This window comes from Serratia fonticola (assembly GCF_001006005.1).
GTDB classification, from domain to species: Bacteria; Pseudomonadota; Gammaproteobacteria; order Enterobacterales; family Enterobacteriaceae; genus Chania; species Chania fonticola.
On sequence record NZ_CP011254.1, the window covers coordinates 1,077,516 to 1,094,236 of the forward strand.

The following is a 16,721-nucleotide window of genomic DNA, read 5'->3' on the forward strand; positions in this document are numbered from 1 at the left end:
GTTGGAGGTCCGCTGGAAGCTTTCTGGACGGGCAAACGTCTCGTCATAATTATGCAGTAATTTAAGACTCCCTCTTAAAACAAGTCATTTACCACTTGTGAGAACCGTCACGAGAGGCCATTGATGGAGGGCGGAAAAGCAGATTGGCGATATTAACCTTGCTGATTGGACTTCTGCCTGAAATTGAGCAGGCCCTTCGCAGTGGGTTGTAAGAGTCACACAGAGCCTGGGGAGGTTCACTGATATGCTGTACGATAAATCCCATGAGAGGGACAACTGTGGTTTCGGCCTGATCGCCCACATAGAAGGCGAACCTAGCCACAAAGTGGTGAGGACCGCTATTCACGCACTGGCCCGTATGCAACACCGTGGTGCAATTCTTGCTGACGGCAAGACTGGCGACGGTTGCGGCCTGTTATTGCAAAAGCCCGATCGCTTTTTCCGCATGGTGGCGGAAGAGCGCGGCTGGCGTTTAGCCAAGAACTACGCCGTTGGCATGATGTTCCTCAGCCAGAACGAAGAGGAAGCCCGTGCCAGCCGCCGCATTGTTGAAGAAGAGCTGCAGAACGAAACGCTGTCGATCGTCGGCTGGCGCGAAGTTCCTACCAACCCGGACGTTCTGGGTGAGATCGCCCTCTCTTCCCTGCCGCGTATTGAACAGATTTTCGTGAACGCCCCTGCGGGCTGGCGTCCACGTGATATGGAACGCCGCCTGTTTGTGGCCCGTCGCCGTATCGAGAAGCGCGTCCAGGACGACAGCTTCTATGTGTGCAGTTTCTCCAACCTGGTGACGATCTACAAAGGTCTGTGCATGCCAGCCGATCTGCCACGCTTCTATCTGGATCTGGCCGATCTGCGGCTGGAATCGGCCATCTGCCTGTTCCACCAGCGCTTCTCAACCAATACCGTGCCGCGCTGGCCTTTGGCACAGCCGTTCCGCTATCTGGCGCACAACGGTGAGATCAACACCATCACCGGTAACCGCCAGTGGGCACGTGCGCGTACCTACAAGTTCCAGACCCCGCTGATCCCGGATTTGCAGGCCGCCGCACCTTTCGTTAACGAAACCGGCTCCGACTCCAGCTCACTGGATAACATGCTGGAGCTGTTGCTGGCAGGCGGTATGGATCTGATCCGTGCCATGCGTTTGCTGGTGCCACCAGCCTGGCAGAACAACCCGGATATGGACACCGATCTGCGCGCCTTCTTTGACTTCAACTCGATGCACATGGAGCCGTGGGACGGCCCGGCAGGCATCGTGATGTCCGATGGCCGCTACGCCGCCTGTAACCTGGACCGTAACGGTCTGCGTCCGGCGCGCTACGTCATCACCAAAGACAAGCTGATCACCTGTGCCTCAGAAGTCGGCATCTGGGATTACCAGCCGGATGAAGTCATCGAAAAAGGCCGCGTTGGGCCTGGCGAGCTGATGGTGATCGACACCCGCAGCGGCAAGATCCTGCACTCCGCCGAAACCGACAACGACCTGAAAAGCCGCCACCCGTATAAAGAGTGGATGGAGAAGAACGTTAAGCGTCTGGTGCCGTTCGAAGACCTGCCGGAAGATCAGGTGGGTAGCCGCGAGCTGGATGACGCCACGCTGGAAACCTACCAGAAGCAGTTCGGCTACAGCAGCGAAGAGCTAGACCAGGTGATCCGCGTACTGGGCGAGATCGGCCAGGAAGCCACCGGTTCGATGGGTGACGATACCCCGTTCGCCGTGCTTTCCAGCCGTCCGCGCATTATTTATGACTACTTCCGCCAGCAGTTCGCTCAGGTCACCAACCCGCCGATCGATCCGCTGCGTGAAGCCCACGTCATGTCTCTGGCCACCAGCATCGGCCGCGAGATGAACGTATTCTGCGAAGCCGAAGGCCAGGCTCACCGCCTGAGCTTCAAATCGCCAATCCTGCTGTATTCAGACTTCAAGCAGCTCACGACGCTGGAAGGCGAATATTACCGTGCCGACACCCTCGATCTGACCTTCGATCCGGCGGAGCAGGATCTGGAGCAGACCATCCATGCCCTGTGCGACGAAGCGGAACGCAAAGTCCGTGACGGCGCAGTGTTGCTGGTCCTGTCCGACCGTGCCATCAGCAACCAGCGTTTGCCGGTACCGGCGCCAATGGCGGTGGGGGCAATCCAGACCCGCCTGGTGGACAAGAACCTGCGCTGCGATGCCAACATCATCGTTGAAACCGCCAGCGCCCGCGACCCGCATCACTTCGCCGTGTTGCTGGGCTTTGGTGCCACCGCCGTCTACCCGTATCTGGCCTACGAAACGCTGGCCAAGCTGGTCGACAGCCAGGCGATCGACAAGAAATACCGCGACGTGATGCTCAACTACCGCAACGGCATCAATAAAGGGCTGTACAAGATCATGTCCAAAATGGGCATCTCGACTATCGCCTCTTACCGCTGTTCCAAACTGTTTGAAGCCGTTGGCCTGCACCGTGACCTGTCCGATCTCTGTTTCCAGGGCGTGGTCAGCCGCATCGGCGGTGCCAGCTTCAGCGACTTCCAGCAGGATCTGCAAAACCTGTCCAAACGCGCCTGGCTGAAACGCAAGCCGCTGGATCAAGGTGGCCTGCTGAAGTTCGTCCACAATGGTGAATACCATGCGTATAACCCAGACGTGGTGAACTCGCTGCAAAAAGCGGTGCACAGCGGTGAATACAGCGATTACCAGGCTTATGCCAAGCTGGTGAATGAGCGCCCGATTGCCACACTGCGCGATCTGCTGGCGATCACACCGAAAGGCACGCCGATCCCGGTCGATCAAGTTGAGCCAGCCGAATCGCTGTTCAAACGCTTCGATACCGCCGCCATGTCCATCGGGGCACTCAGCCCGGAAGCCCATGAGTCGCTGGCGATTGCCATGAACAGCCTGGGCGGTTTCTCCAACTCCGGTGAAGGCGGTGAAGATCCGGCGCGCTACGGCACCAACAAGGTGTCCCGTATCAAGCAGGTGGCCTCTGGCCGCTTCGGCGTGACGCCAGCCTATCTGGTGAACGCCGACGTGATCCAGATTAAGGTCGCCCAAGGTGCCAAGCCGGGCGAAGGCGGTCAGTTGCCTGGCGATAAGGTCACGCCGTATATCGCCAAACTGCGTTATTCGGTGCCGGGCGTTACCCTAATCTCGCCTCCACCGCATCACGATATCTATTCGATTGAAGATCTGGCACAGCTGATTTTCGATCTGAAACAGGTGAACCCGAAAGCGATGATTTCGGTGAAGCTGGTTTCCGAGCCGGGCGTGGGCACCATTGCCACCGGCGTAGCGAAAGCCTATGCCGACCTGATCACCATTGCCGGTTACGACGGCGGCACCGGTGCAAGCCCGTTATCTTCAGTTAAATATGCTGGCTGCCCATGGGAGCTTGGCCTGGTGGAAACTCAGCAGGCACTGGTGGCCAACGGCCTGCGCCACAAGATCCGCCTGCAGGTGGATGGTGGCCTGAAAACCGGTGTCGACATTGTAAAAGCTGCCATTCTGGGTGCAGAGAGCTTCGGCTTCGGCACCGGTCCGATGGTGGCGCTGGGCTGTAAATACCTGCGTATCTGCCACTTGAACAACTGCGCGACCGGCGTAGCAACTCAAGATGAAAAACTGCGCCGCGATCACTATCACGGCCTGCCAGAGCGTGTGACCAACTACTTCCAGTTTATCGCTCGGGAAACCCGCGAGATCATGGCTACGTTGGGTGTCAGCCAACTGGTCGATCTGATTGGCCGCACCGAGTTCCTGACCGAGCTCGACGGGATCTCCGCCAAGCAGAACAAGCTGGATCTGTCGCCGTTGCTGAAAACCGCCACGCCACACGCGGGCAAAGCCCTGCACTGTACCGAAAGCAGCAACCCGCCGTTCGATCAGGGCGTGCTGAACAAGGAATTGATGGCACAGGCGCAACCGCACATCGAGGCCAAGCACAGCAAGACCTTCTATTTCGATATTCGTAACACCGATCGTTCCGTCGGCGCGACCTTGTCAGGGGCCATTGCCACACTGCATGGCGACCAAGGGATGGCAGCCGATCCGATCAAGGCGCATTTCTCCGGTACCGCAGGCCAGAGCTTCGGCGTATGGAATGCCGGCGGCGTTGAGCTGACCCTGACCGGCGATGCCAACGACTACGTTGGTAAAGGGATGGCCGGTGGCCGTATCGCCGTGCGTCCTCCGGTGGGCTCTGCCTTCCGCAGCCACGAGGCCAGCATCATCGGCAACACCTGTCTGTATGGCGCAACCGGTGGCAAGCTGTTCGCCGCAGGCCGTGCCGGGGAGCGTTTCGCCGTGCGTAACTCCGGGGCAATTACCGTGGTTGAAGGCATTGGCGATAACGGCTGTGAATACATGACCGGTGGCATCGTCTGCGTCTTGGGCAAGACCGGCATCAACTTTGGTGCGGGCATGACCGGCGGCTTCGCCTATGTACTGGATGAAGACGGCGAGTTCCGCAAACGCGTCAACCCGGAACTGGTGGAAGTGCTGGACGTCGATCAACTGGCGATCCATGAAGAGCACCTGCGTGGTTTGATCACCGAGCATGTGCAACTGACCGGTTCATCACGGGCAGAAGAGATCTTGGCTAACTGGCCGGTATGGGCGCCGAAGTTTGCGCTGGTCAAACCGAAGTCCAGTGATGTCAAAGCATTGTTGGGTCACCGTAGTCGTTCCGCAGCCGAGCTGCGGGTTCAGGCGCAGTAAGGGGTCATTGAATGAGTCAGAACGTTTATCAATTTATCGACCTGCAGCGCGTTGATCCGCCAAAGAAACCGCTGAAGATCCGCAAAATTGAGTTTGTAGAGATCTATGAACCCTTTTCGGAAACCCAGGCGAAATCGCAGGCCGACCGTTGCCTGTCCTGCGGCAACCCCTATTGCGAATGGAAATGCCCGGTTCACAACTATATTCCGAACTGGCTGAAGCTGGCGAATGAAGGCCGCATCATGGAGGCGGCGGATCTGGCACACCAGACCAATAGCCTGCCGGAAGTGTGTGGCCGTGTTTGTCCACAAGATCGCCTGTGTGAAGGCTCTTGCACCCTGAACGACGAGTTTGGTGCAGTGACCATTGGCAATATCGAGCGTTACATCAGCGATAAAGCCATCGAGATGGGCTGGAAGCCGGATATGTCTCACGTGCACCCAACCGGTAAGCGGGTAGCCGTTATTGGCGCTGGCCCGGCGGGCCTGGCCTGTGCCGACGTATTGACCCGTAACGGCGTGAAAGCAGTGGTTTACGATCGTCATCCAGAGATCGGCGGTTTGCTGACCTTCGGTATCCCGGCCTTTAAGCTGGAAAAAGAGGTGATGGTAAAACGCCGCGGCATCTTCAGCGAGATGGGTATCGAGTTCCAGCTCAATACCGAAGTCGGTAAAGACATCACCATGGATGCGCTGCTGAGCGAATACGATGCGGTGTTCCTCGGCGTAGGTACCTATCAATCGATGCGTGGTGGATTGGAGAACGAAGAGGCACCGGGCGTGTACGATGCGCTGCCGTTCCTGATCGCCAACACCAAGCAGCTGATGGGCTACCAGCCAGAGCAGCACGAGCCGTATGTCAGCATGGAAGGCAAGCGTGTGGTAGTACTGGGTGGTGGTGACACCGCCATGGACTGCGTACGCACCTCTATTCGTCAAGGCGCGACTCAGGTCATCTGTGCCTATCGCCGGGATGAAGCGAACATGCCGGGTTCCAAACGCGAAGTGAAGAATGCGCGCGAGGAAGGGGTCGAGTTCCAGTTCAACCTGCAACCGTTGAGCATTGAGCTTAATAGCGCAGGGCGCGTCGCTGGCGTCAAGATGGTGCGTACTCAGTTGGGTGCCCCGGATGCCAATGGCCGCCAGATTGCCGAGCAGGTACCTGGATCCGAGCACGTGATTGACGCCGATGCGGTGGTGATGGCCTTTGGCTTCCGCCCGCACCAGATGGACTGGTTGGCCGCACACGACGTGCAGTTGGACAAGCAGGGCCGCATCGTGGCACCGGAATCGGTCGATAACGCCTTCCAGACCAGCAACCCGAAAATCTTCGCCGGTGGCGATGCGGTTCGCGGTTCCGATCTGGTGGTTACCGCAATTGCCGAAGGGCGCAAAGCTGCCGAAGGCATCATGTGTTATCTGGAAGTGTGATTTATATCGGTTGAGGGCTAGAGGTGGCGTCATGCTTCAGGTGATGCCCCTCACCCTAACCCTCTCCCACAGGGAGAGGGAACCGATCGAGTTCGCTAGTTTTTCTGCGTAATACCTTGCCTTGCTTGTTTTAATTCCCTACTTGCCAAAGTTGCACGGGCTGACTACGTGCTCCGGCCAGCCCCCTCGCCCTTTGGGAGAGGGTTGGGGTGAGGGGAAACAACGACTCAGCGGCCTAGATATCCCCCCAATCTACAGGCAATAAAAAAGGCGCAACCTGAGTTGCACCTTTTTCCCTGCCCGCCGTAGCTTACTTCACGACACGCAACGCCGGACGGCCACCACCGCGTGGCGGCTGTGGCGGTTCATCATCAGGGCCGTTGTCGTCTTCCAAGCTATCCTGACGATCGCTATCAACCACTGACATCAGACTACTCGTAGGGTTAGACACCTCTTCCAGCCCCTCGAAAGCCCCTTCATCTTCATACTTGGCTTCCGGTTCAAACAGGGTACCAGCCCCGTTCTCCCGTGCATAAATCGCCAGCACGGCCGCCATTGGCACCAGCACCTGACGAGGTACGCCACCAAAGCGCGCGTTGAAGGTCACTTCGTCGTCGCCCAGTTGCAGGTTGCCTACGGCACGCGGAGCAATGTTCAGCACAATCTGACCATCGCGTGCAAATTCCATCGGAACCTGCACGTCTGGGCGCATTACGTCTACGACCAGGTGCGGAGTCAGTTGGTTATCCAACAGCCAGTCATAGAATGCCCGCAAAAGATAAGGACGGCGCGGGGTCATCTGAGACATATCCATGATGCTTAGCCCCGAGTCTGCAGGCGCATTTCGCGCTCGGCTTCGGTCAGAGAGGCCAGGAATGCATCACGCTCGAAGACGCGGGTCATGTAGCCTTTCAGCTCTTTGGAGCCGGCACCGCTCAGTTCGATACCCAGTTGCGGCAAACGCCACAGCAGCGGGGCCAGGTAGCAGTCTACCAGGCTGAACTCTTCGCTCATGAAATACGGGGTCTGGCCGAAGATTGGCGCAATCGCCAGCAGCTCTTCGCGCAGTTGACGGCGTGCTGATTCAGCTTCCTGGCCGTTGCTCTGCTCGATTTTGTACATCAGCGTATACCAGTTTCTCTCGATACGCAGCATCATCAGACGGCTTTCACCACGTGCCACCGGATACACCGGCATCAACGGCGGATGAGGGAAACGCTCATCAAGGTATTCCATGATGATACGGGATTCATACAGCGTCAGCTCGCGATCGACCAGCGTCGGTACCGTCTGGTATGGGTTGAGGTCGATCAGATCCTGCGGCAGATTATCGGGTTCTACCTGCTCGATCTCGACGCTGACGCCTTTTTCCGCCAGTACGATACGTACTTGATGGCTAAAGATGTCGGTCGGGCCAGAGAACAGCGTCATTACCGAACGTTTGTTGGCAGCGACAGCCATGAAAACCTCCAAGTTATCTAGAAAATACGGCGAATAGCCAAAATATCCATCACTCCACGAGCCATTGCGTTGTTGCCGCCTGGCTACGACGTGAAATTGATTGGGTATCTCAGGCTGCTATCCTGAATAATCGTGACCGCAAGCCCGCAGCTCACAGATAAACCTTAGGTCTGGAAAACGGCCTCGGAGGTAGACTGACAGCACTGCACGGCGAACAGGCGCAAAAGTGGATGATAGTTTACCAGATTTTGACTGTTTTGTGGTGATTATGCGTCGCTTTATCACCTAACAAACTGATTTATATGAAGTTTAATCTTATTGCAGGCATAAAAAAACCCGCCGAAGAGGCGGGTTTTTCGCGTAAATCGTTCTGCCGAAGCAGAAAAAATTAACGCTTGGAGAACTGCGGACGGCGACGTGCTTTACGCAGACCGACTTTCTTACGCTCAACTTTACGCGCGTCACGAGTGACGAAGCCAGCTTTACGCAATTCACCACGCAGAGTCTCGTCGTACTCCATCAGTGCACGGGTGATACCGTGACGGATAGCGCCAGCTTGACCAGAGATGCCACCACCTTTAACGGTGATGTACAAATCGAATTTGCCAACCATGTCGATCAGTTCCAGCGGTTGACGAACTACCATGCGGGCAGTTTCGCGACCGAAGTACTGTTCCAGGCTGCGCTGGTTAATAACGATGTTACCACTGCCCGGCTTGATAAAAACGCGAGCGGCGGAGCTTTTGCGGCGACCAGTGCCGTAGTATTGATTTTCAGCCATTGCCTATAATCCCGATTAGATGTCAAGAACTTGCGGTTGCTGTGCCGCGTGAGTGTGCTCGGTGCCCGCGTAAACTTTCAGTTTACGGAACATTGCACGACCCAACGGACCCTTTGGCAGCATGCCTTTAACCGCGATTTCAATCACGCGCTCAGGACGGCGGGCAATCATCTCTTCAAAGGTCGCTTGCTTGATACCACCGATGTGGCCGGTGTGGTGGTAATACACCTTGTCTGTACGCTTGTTGCCGGTTACAGCAACTTTTTCTGCGTTCAGAACGATGATGTAGTCACCGGTATCAACGTGCGGGGTGTATTCCGCTTTATGCTTGCCGCGCAGACGACGAGCCAGTTCAGTAGCGAGACGGCCTAAAGTTTTACCGTCTGCATCAACAACATACCAGTCACGTTTTACGGTTTCTGGTTTAGCTGTAAAAGTTTTCATTAGAAAGCTTACCCAATAATTTAGTTACACGTAGGTGTTCACCCAACGCTCGAAAACAGTTGAGGCTCACACGACCATACAAGTCCAGCAAACCTACCCCTTCGAATAGCCATTGCCGGCACTATACAAAGTTTTGGGAAAAAAACTTTGTTGTAACGTGGGGTCGCAAGATTATAGAGAAGTCGCTCACAAAGGTCGACCTGTTTTTACCGGGAAAACGGATTTAGCGCTGGGGACCTATTTGGCGACGATAATCGGGGATGAAACTGGGCCTGAAAGCCAGGCCCGAACGCCGTTTACGGCAGATGAGGCAGCTTCAGATACTCCTCGCTCTGCATCTCCTGCAGGCGGGACAGGCAACGCTGAAACTCGAACTTCAGCTGTTCGCCCTGGTAGATCTCGAACATCGAGGCTTCGGCGGCGATCACCAGTTTGACGTGGCGCTCATAGAATTCATCCACCAGCGCCAGGAAACGGCGGGCGGTGTTTTCCTTCAGCGGCCCCATAATGTGCACATTATACAGCATTACGCTGTGATAGAGGCGTGAAAGCGCGATGTAATCCAGTTGACTACGCGGCTCTTCACACAGGGTATGAAAATCGATCGCCAATACCCCCTCCACCGCGCGCAAGGTAGGCATTGGCCGGTGATTGATTTGCAGCACCGGAGCCTCTTCCCCGGCGTGGCCCGCCAGCTTGAGGAAGATGTGGTCCATCGTGTCCTGCGTTTGCTGATTGAGCGGGGTCAGATACAGATGGGCCTGCGTCAGGGTACGTAACCGGTAATCAATGCCCGCATCCACGTTCATCACGTCGCAATACTCGTTGATCAAATCGATCGCCGGTAGAAAGCGTGCGCGTTGCAACCCGTTACGATACAGGTTGTCCGGAATAATGTTAGAGGTAGCCACCAGAGTAATACCGCGAGCGAACAGCGCCTGCAACAACGTTGCCAGCAGCATGGCGTCGGTGATGTCGGAGACAAAGAACTCGTCAAAACACAGCACGTCCGTTTGCGCCTTGAAACCGTCCGCAACGATCTCCAGCGGGTTTTCCTGCCCTTGCAGCTCCGTCAGCTCTTCGTGCACCCGCAGCATAAAGCGGTGAAAGTGCAGCCGCAGCTTGCGATCGCCGGGCAGGCTGTGGAAAAACAGGTCCATCAACCAGGTTTTACCCCGGCCAACGCCGCCCCACATATACAGCCCCTGTACCGGCCGCTGCGTGGTGGCTTCCTCACTCTTACCTAACCAGCGGCTAAGCAGGTTACGGCGCTTGCCAGCGTTAGCGGCGGCAGGAGCCGGGAGCTGCTGCAACGCCAGATAAATCTGATCCAACTGCGTAACGGCCTGGCGCTGAACCGCATCGGCCTGATATTCCCCCGCATCCAGCGCCTGCTGGTAGCGTGATAACGGTGACTGTGCCTGCATGTATTCGCAATCCCTAACAACGCTGAGAATTTATTTATCCAATTTTCGCGGCGGATGGCAGCCGCTTCGCACCCTGATCGCCACATTTATCGGCGTTGTGCCCCAAGAAAACCCCTGCAAACTGCAGGTATTGGCTTATCAGGATTCCACTCGGACAAGGTTAACGGTTATAGTGGATATTATTAAGTGAAAAATCCCTGCGGAACAACGAAGTCAAAATAGGAGTCATCATGACCTGGGAGTATGCGCTGATTGGTTTGGTGGTCGGTATCGTGATCGGTGCGGTAGCGATGCGTTTTGGTAACAGTAAATTACGTCAGCAGCAGGTGCTGCAAAACGAACTGGATAAAAGCAAAACCGAGCTTGAAGAGTACCGTCAGGAGTTGGTTGGCCATTTTGCCCGCAGTGCCGAACTGTTGGATAACATGGCGCGCGACTATCGCCAGCTGTATCAACATATGGCGAAAAGCTCCAATAACCTGCTGCCGGATCTGCCGATGCAGGACAACCCGTTCCGCTACCGTCTGTCCGAATCGGAAGCGGATAACGATCAGGCTCCGGTGGAGATGCCTCGTGACTACTCCGAAGGGGCATCTGGCCTGCTGCGCGGCGCACCACGCAGCAATTAATTCCCCGTTATACTGACCCGTGGGGAAAACCCACGGGTTGTTCACTTTGTTCGTCCCTAATTCCCCGCCCTGACTATGCTTACTCTAGACGATTAAGTGAACTTTTCGCGTAAATTCATTGTCCTAGACTTCACAAATGGTATTGCTATGGCAGTATCGTAAAAAATTTCACCGGCAGATTTTGAGAGAGCTATAACCAATGAAGAAAAGATCTTTAATTCTTAGTGCATTAGCAATGAGCATTAGCCTGGCATTTGCCTCCCTCCCGGCAGCCAACGCAGCCATGCCTGCCGCCGTTGCTGGTGAGTCACTGCCAAGCCTGGCGCCGATGCTGGAAAAAGTGCTGCCCGCCGTCGTTAGCGTGCGTGTAGAAGGCACTCAGGTACAACGCCAGCCACAGCTGCCAGAGCAGTTTAAGTTCTTCTTTGGCCCGAACATGCCTACACCGAAGGAAAGCACTCGCCCGTTTGAGGGGCTGGGTTCCGGTGTGATTATCGACGCGGCGAAGGGTTACATCCTCACCAACAATCACGTCATCAACAACGCCGACAAGATCAGCGTACAGCTCAATGATGGCCGCGAATATGACGCCAAGCTGATTGGTCGCGACGAACAGTCTGACATTGCCCTGCTGCAGGTCAGCGATGTCAAAAACCTGACGGCGGTAAAAATCGCCGACTCCGACAAACTGCGTGTTGGTGACTTCGCCGTAGCCGTCGGTAACCCGTTCGGCCTTGGTCAGACGGCAACCTCCGGCATCATCTCCGCACTGGGCCGAAGCGGCCTGAGCCTGGAAGGGCTGGAAAACTTCATCCAGACCGATGCCTCCATCAACCGTGGCAACTCCGGCGGCGCGCTGGTGAACCTGAACGGTGAGCTGATCGGTATCAACACCGCAATCCTGGCTCCGGGTGGCGGCAACATCGGTATCGGCTTCGCCATTCCAAGTAACATGGCACAGAACCTGAGCAAGCAGTTGATTGAGTTTGGCGAAGTGAAGCGCGGCCTGCTGGGCATTAAAGGCAGTGAAATGACCGCCGATATGGCGAAAGCATTCAATACGGATGCCCAACGCGGAGCCTTTATCAGTGAAGTAATGCCAAAATCCGCCGCAGCCAAAGCCGGGATCAAAGCCGGCGACATTTTGGTCTCCCTGGATGGCAAGCCTATCAGCAGCTTTGCCGAGCTGCGTGCCAAAGTGGGCACCACCGCACCGGGCACTACCGTTAAAATAGGCCTGCTGCGTGAAGGCAAACCCATGGAGGTTGCCGTCACCCTGGATAACAGCGAAAGCGTATCAACCAATGCCGAAACGCTGTCGCCTGCGCTGCAAGGTGCCTCCCTCACCAACGGTGCGCTGCCAAATGGTGATAAAGGCGTGAAGATCGACAAGGTGGATAAAGGCACTCCGGCGGCGCAGTTTGGCCTGCAGAAAGGAGATGTGATCATCGGCGTCAACCGTCAGCGCGTTGAAAACATCAACGCACTGCGTAAACTGCTTGAGGCTAAACCGGCGGTGATGGCGTTGAACATCGTACGTGGCGACGAAAACATTTATCTGTTGCTGCGTTAATTTGTTGCGAAACCGGGCGCGCCAGCATACTGCGCCCGGTTAACTCGTGCTATCCTCCGTTCATCTTCCCCAACACTAACTAAAACTCTATGTTTGCTAAGCTCTTGCGTTCTATTGTTATTGGTTTGGTCGTTGCCGGTATACTGCTGGCCGCCCTGCCCGTATTGCGTTCCGCCAATAACATATTCGCCAGCAAATCTGAGAATACCAGCGATCAAACGCCGGCCAGCTATAACACCGGCGTGCGCCGGGCTGCCCCTGCCGTCGTCAACATCTACAACCGCAACATCAGCGGCGCGACCAACGTGCTCTCTTTAGGTTCCGGTGTGATCATGAACGATCGCGGCTACATCATTACCAACCGCCACGTGATCAAAGACGCACAGCAGATCACCGCCGTACTGCAAGATGGCCGCCGCTATGAGGCGTTATTGGTCGGCTCCGATAGCCTGACAGACCTGGCCGTGCTGAAAATCGATCCGGGCAACTTACCAGTGATCCCAATCAATACCGCACGCCCCGCTCGCATCGGTGATGTGGCGCTGGCGATCGGTAACCCGTACAACCTTGGGCAAACCGTTACCCAGGGTATTATCAGCGCCACCGGGCGTATCAGCCTGAGCACCACCGGGCGACAAACCTTCCTGCAAACCGATGCTTCAATCAACCGGGGTAACTCCGGCGGTGCGCTGGTTAACTCCCTGGGTGAGCTGATGGGCATCAACACGCTGACCTACGACAAGATCACCGATGGCGAAACACCAGAGGGATTAGGCTTTGCCATCCCGGTAGAGCTGGCAACCAAGATCATGGATAAGCTGATCCGTGATGGCCGGGTGATCCGCGGCTACTTTGGTATTCAGGGCAAAGAGATTATCCCGGTGCGCACCTCGACGACCGGCATCGATCGCCTGCAGGGGATCATCGTGACCGAAATTACCCCTAACGGCCCGGCCGCCAATGCGGGGTTCCGTATTAATGACATCATCATTAACGTCGATAACAAACCGGCGGTGTCGGTATTGGAGACGATGGATCAGGTGGCGGAGATCCGCCCTGGGACGGAGATCCCGGTGGTAGTGCTGCGCGATGGGCAACGCATTACGCTGCATATGGCGGTGGGGGAATTCCCGGAGGATAATAACTAACAGCAGGGATCACCCGAGCAAGACGGTGGTTTATTACTCGTTCTTAACGGCTGCGTCTAATGGCGCAACAGGTGAAGCGGTATTAAACGCAGTTATGATATAGAACTCAGCATCGCTCAGATTGTGCCCAAGATAAAAAATGCTGCTTTTGCTCTGCCGGGGACACTATATCTTCATCGTCAAAATTGAAAATAGGAACTATATCCTCTGATGTCGCGTGCTTGCCCTCATGGAATTCATAGGCAATCAACCCGCCAGACATATCTCTGCACATACTGGAAGGATAGACATTACGTTTAGCACCTTTGCACATAAACACAACATCAGAAAAATGATTTCTTATTTCGCAAAAACAAGAAAACACATCACTACTGATCGCTTCATACTCGGTTTGGTCTTTAAAGACTACTTTTAAAGACCAGTCTTTTCCTCTGCTATAATAAATATCTGCCGTTTGCATGATGCCAGAGCGATTGATAGATATAACTTTATGCTCGCAATCCATTGTTTAGTCACCTAATGTTTCTTTTCGTTTGGAAATCAGAGCCAACTAATCATCTTGAGCGAAAAATCAATGGATTAGTCGCTCAAAATAAAATCAACTAGATATTTAACTCGGTGCCCGACCATAAACCCAAGCACTACCTTTTAAATGGAAATGCATTCTGTCCACGTCAATAATCTCAGCTTTCTGCTGTTTTGTTGCTTGCTTTGATATTTGACCTTTGCAAATAATGTTTCCATTATAAGAGTCGAGTTCACAGTTGGGCTGAATGGAGATGAGCTTAAGCAAGCCAGTTTGTACCAGCTTGGCGCCTTCATCGTCGCTATTTTCAGCAGATTGAATTATCGCTTTTTGGGCCTGCTCCAGAGTTGGGGACGGAACAGCCGGCATCGTTACTTCTTTATCAAAAATCTTTACCATGAAAGGCGCTTCCCACCGTTTGCTTTGGTACTCCAGTGGCACATTGATATAACCTATCTTTCCCATGCCACGGTCCATTTCGATGATGCAACTTACGCTCTGCTCACTTTCGATTACACAGCCAGGAACGCTTAACACATCCGAAGAGCGTATCGATTTGATGGATGATCTTTGTATCAGAAATTGATTTCTTTCCTCTCGATTGCCAGACGTGGGTTCCACTAATTCTATCGAATCCAGTGCACGCTCGATGGCGGTTTTAACATCTTGAGGCTGAGGCAGAGAAGGGGTTGCACTCGCCATAAATGGCACGACCATCAGAGAGCAAAACGCAAGAGTGTGGCGGAAAATTTTCATACTTTGTATCATCCTAATTGATAATTACAACAATAAAATTCACATCATGAATTATTGCTTACCTTCCAATATTACAAACATAACTTTCTAAGTTGAAACATATCATAAATAATGTTACTTGCAATAACTCAGCTAACGTAAATTAAGTAAAATCGCCTAGACACCATGGTACCAAAGCGCATTCACACAGTATTTATCAATTTTAGCACTATCCCTCTGTGTTCTCCAATGGACCATATTGCCACTCACTACCTTTTAGGTGAAAATCCAAGTCCCAATCATGAATTCCTTCCTGCTGATTATTCTTATCACACTTTGACACTTGTGTACTGCATTTCACCGTTCCGTAATCCTCATTCAATTTACATTCCTGTTTGATTGATACAAGTTTTAGCAGGCCAGAGGTTATAAGTTCGCTCGTTTCATCCGTCTTATTTTTCGCAAATGTTTCAAGCGCCTGTTGTGCTTGCTCAACTGTTGGAGATGGCACGGAAGGATTGGCTACATTTTCTTGCCCAACCTTTTCCAAAATAGGAGCCTCCCAGTGGCTATATCGATACTCCAATGGAAGTTGCATATACATCACATTATTCATGCCAAAATCCAGTTGCACAATGCAATTTACTTTTCGCTTGCTTTCATAAACACACCCAGGAACATTGATCACATCGGCAGCGCGCAATTTACTTATAATCAACAGTTTCGCATCGAAGGTCTCAATGTCAATGAAATCCACTGCTCGCTGAATGGCCGCCTTTACCTCAGTAGGTTTAGGCAGGGATGGAGTAATCGACATATCCTCCTTCGCTTTTATTTCTTCAAGCGCTTTTTTTGCTGAAATATAACCTTGATTGGCTGCCTTACGAAGCCAGAATACAGCCGTAGCTTCATCTTTCTCCACGCCGTCACCATTGGCATATTTGTAACCTAAGGCATATTGAGCTTTATCAAATTTTTGATTAGCTGCTTTATGGAACCAAGCCATCGCCTGAACATGATCCTTTGCGATACCTCTGCCAGTAGCGTACATTACGCCGAGGCTATATTGGGCATCAGCCAAACCCTGGTCTGCCGCTTTGCGGTACCAAACCACTGCCTGCGCAAGATCCTCTGCAATGCCCGCACCATAATCATACATTACTCCCAGGTTAAATTGGGCATAAGAAAAACCTTGTTCTGCCGCTTTGCGATACCACTCTATCGCCTGTACATCGTCTTTTGCTACGCCATAACCGTTGCTATACATAGTGCCCAAACTGTGCTGTGCATACGCATCACCTTGTTGCGCCAAAGGCTGAAATTGTTTTAATGCTTCAGCGTAGTTGCCATTGCCATAAGCTTTTCGCCCTTCTTCATAACTTGCCAAAGCACTGGTAGACCACCATAGGAAGATAATCCCCAGAATAAAAAACTGACGTACAGTCAAAAACATGTTATCCCTCACAATTATAATTTCAGAACTTGATGATTTAAAACCTCTACACCCTGAAATTTTTAACCAGCCTTGTAACGTGGATCTTTTCGGAGTATTTCTAGCAACTCTCCCCACTTAGCCATGATTCCAGCAATAAGATTGGGTGCCATGCCACCTGCATGTTCGCTGTCAGGGAAACTATTCATAGCAGCTTTACATTTTTGATAAAAATAGTTGTAACAACACTCGTCTAATTCTTCGAGAGTTACTCCCCCCATACCAACATCATAACCTTCATATATTTCACGTAAACATTCTTCATGGTTAGAGTCAAATAAACTCCTTGTCCCTTCTAGAATACAATAGGATGCCCCTGAATGAATTCCAATATTTAGACTTTCACTTATATAAAAAAAGGTACTCATAG

General features: G+C 53.4%; 14 protein-coding genes. 5 read left to right on the top strand and 9 right to left on the bottom strand.

All coding sequences use genetic code 11. The features are described 5' to 3' along the window. Nucleotides 1-244 precede the first annotated feature (244 nt). Both gltB and WN53_RS04675 read left to right on the top strand, forming a co-directional pair. Nucleotides 245-4,705 (top strand): glutamate synthase large subunit, encoded by a 4,461-nt coding sequence (gene gltB, locus WN53_RS04670; RefSeq protein WP_024483691.1) that lies wholly within the window; start codon nt 245-247, stop codon nt 4,703-4,705. 11 nt (nt 4,706-4,716) lie between these two features. Continuing rightward, the gene (locus WN53_RS04675; protein ID WP_024483692.1) at nt 4,717-6,135 is read left to right on the top strand and encodes a glutamate synthase small subunit; all 1,419 of its coding nucleotides are present in this window, start codon (nt 4,717-4,719) and stop codon (nt 6,133-6,135) included. A 310-nt stretch (nt 6,136-6,445) separates the two neighbouring features. Here the strand turns inward: WN53_RS04675 and sspB are convergent, their stop codons facing one another. From sspB to zapE, 5 genes are all read right to left on the bottom strand, one after another. After that, entirely contained in the window at nt 6,446-6,949 is a 504-nt protein-coding gene (gene sspB / locus WN53_RS04680; protein ID WP_037411554.1) for a ClpXP protease specificity-enhancing factor, read from the bottom strand. A 5-nt stretch (nt 6,950-6,954) separates the two neighbouring features. After that, nucleotides 6,955-7,596: a stringent starvation protein SspA gene (gene sspA / locus WN53_RS04685; RefSeq protein WP_024483694.1), complete on the bottom strand. Its 642-nt coding sequence runs from the start codon at nt 7,594-7,596 to the stop codon at nt 6,955-6,957. Between the two features lie 388 nt (nt 7,597-7,984). Beyond that, nucleotides 7,985-8,377 (bottom strand): 30S ribosomal protein S9, encoded by a 393-nt coding sequence (rpsI, locus tag WN53_RS04690; RefSeq protein ID WP_024483695.1) that lies wholly within the window; start codon nt 8,375-8,377, stop codon nt 7,985-7,987. A gap of 15 nt (nt 8,378-8,392) precedes the next feature. Continuing rightward, complete coding sequence (rplM, locus tag WN53_RS04695; RefSeq protein WP_021180678.1) at nt 8,393-8,821, bottom strand: 50S ribosomal protein L13; 429 nt, start codon at nt 8,819-8,821, stop codon at nt 8,393-8,395. A gap of 296 nt (nt 8,822-9,117) precedes the next feature. Then, on the bottom strand, nt 9,118-10,248 hold the full coding sequence (zapE, locus tag WN53_RS04700; protein ID WP_024483696.1) for a cell division protein ZapE: 1,131 nt from the start codon (nt 10,246-10,248) through the stop codon (nt 9,118-9,120). A gap of 230 nt (nt 10,249-10,478) precedes the next feature. Between zapE and zapG the strand changes: the two genes are divergently transcribed. The 3 genes from zapG (at nt 10,479) to degS (ending at nt 13,598) form a co-directional block, all read left to right on the top strand. After that, nucleotides 10,479-10,877 carry a Z-ring associated protein ZapG gene (zapG, locus tag WN53_RS04705; protein WP_024483697.1) on the top strand — a complete coding sequence of 133 codons (399 nt, stop codon included), beginning with the start codon at nt 10,479-10,481 and terminating at the stop codon, nt 10,875-10,877. Between the two features lie 199 nt (nt 10,878-11,076). Continuing rightward, nucleotides 11,077-12,450, top strand: a complete 1,374-nt coding sequence (gene degQ / locus WN53_RS04710) for a serine endoprotease DegQ (RefSeq protein WP_024483698.1) — start codon at nt 11,077-11,079, stop codon at nt 12,448-12,450. A gap of 89 nt (nt 12,451-12,539) precedes the next feature. Further along, nucleotides 12,540-13,598 carry an outer membrane-stress sensor serine endopeptidase DegS gene (gene degS / locus WN53_RS04715; protein WP_024483699.1) on the top strand — a complete coding sequence of 353 codons (1,059 nt, stop codon included), beginning with the start codon at nt 12,540-12,542 and terminating at the stop codon, nt 13,596-13,598. A 106-nt stretch (nt 13,599-13,704) separates the two neighbouring features. Here the strand turns inward: degS and WN53_RS28915 are convergent, their stop codons facing one another. The 4 genes from WN53_RS28915 to WN53_RS04735 form a co-directional block, all read right to left on the bottom strand. After that, the gene (locus WN53_RS28915; protein WP_024483700.1) at nt 13,705-14,103 is read right to left on the bottom strand and encodes a hypothetical protein; all 399 of its coding nucleotides are present in this window, start codon (nt 14,101-14,103) and stop codon (nt 13,705-13,707) included. A 105-nt stretch (nt 14,104-14,208) separates the two neighbouring features. Next, nucleotides 14,209-14,880, bottom strand: a complete 672-nt coding sequence (locus tag WN53_RS04725) for a hypothetical protein (protein ID WP_024483701.1) — start codon at nt 14,878-14,880, stop codon at nt 14,209-14,211. Nucleotides 14,881-15,088: 208 nt separating this feature from the next. Beyond that, nucleotides 15,089-16,312, bottom strand: a complete 1,224-nt coding sequence (locus tag WN53_RS26765; protein ID WP_024483702.1) for a tetratricopeptide repeat protein — start codon at nt 16,310-16,312, stop codon at nt 15,089-15,091. A 62-nt stretch (nt 16,313-16,374) separates the two neighbouring features. Further along, nucleotides 16,375-16,719: a hypothetical protein gene (locus WN53_RS04735; protein ID WP_024483703.1), complete on the bottom strand. Its 345-nt coding sequence runs from the start codon at nt 16,717-16,719 to the stop codon at nt 16,375-16,377. Between the last annotated feature and the right edge of the window lie 2 nt (nt 16,720-16,721).

Excerpts from the sequence above, each read along its gene's own strand:
- gltB (WP_024483691.1), top strand. The coding sequence starts at position 245 with ATGCTGTACGATAAATCCCATGAGAGGGACAACTGTGGTTTCGGCCTG.
- WN53_RS04675 (WP_024483692.1), top strand. The coding sequence starts at position 4,717 with ATGAGTCAGAACGTTTATCAATTTATCGACCTGCAGCGCGTTGATCCG.
- sspB (WP_037411554.1), bottom strand. The coding sequence starts at position 6,949 with ATGGATATGTCTCAGATGACCCCGCGCCGTCCTTATCTTTTGCGGGCA.
- sspA (WP_024483694.1), bottom strand. The coding sequence starts at position 7,596 with ATGGCTGTCGCTGCCAACAAACGTTCGGTAATGACGCTGTTCTCTGGC.
- rpsI (WP_024483695.1), bottom strand. The coding sequence starts at position 8,377 with ATGGCTGAAAATCAATACTACGGCACTGGTCGCCGCAAAAGCTCCGCC.
- rplM (WP_021180678.1), bottom strand. The coding sequence starts at position 8,821 with ATGAAAACTTTTACAGCTAAACCAGAAACCGTAAAACGTGACTGGTAT.
- zapE (WP_024483696.1), bottom strand. The coding sequence starts at position 10,248 with ATGCAGGCACAGTCACCGTTATCACGCTACCAGCAGGCGCTGGATGCG.
- zapG (WP_024483697.1), top strand. The coding sequence starts at position 10,479 with ATGACCTGGGAGTATGCGCTGATTGGTTTGGTGGTCGGTATCGTGATC.
- degQ (WP_024483698.1), top strand. The coding sequence starts at position 11,077 with ATGAAGAAAAGATCTTTAATTCTTAGTGCATTAGCAATGAGCATTAGC.
- degS (WP_024483699.1), top strand. The coding sequence starts at position 12,540 with ATGTTTGCTAAGCTCTTGCGTTCTATTGTTATTGGTTTGGTCGTTGCC.
- WN53_RS28915 (WP_024483700.1), bottom strand. The coding sequence starts at position 14,103 with ATGGATTGCGAGCATAAAGTTATATCTATCAATCGCTCTGGCATCATG.
- WN53_RS04725 (WP_024483701.1), bottom strand. The coding sequence starts at position 14,880 with ATGAAAATTTTCCGCCACACTCTTGCGTTTTGCTCTCTGATGGTCGTG.
- WN53_RS26765 (WP_024483702.1), bottom strand. The coding sequence starts at position 16,312 with ATGTTTTTGACTGTACGTCAGTTTTTTATTCTGGGGATTATCTTCCTA.
- WN53_RS04735 (WP_024483703.1), bottom strand. The coding sequence starts at position 16,719 with ATGAGTACCTTTTTTTATATAAGTGAAAGTCTAAATATTGGAATTCAT.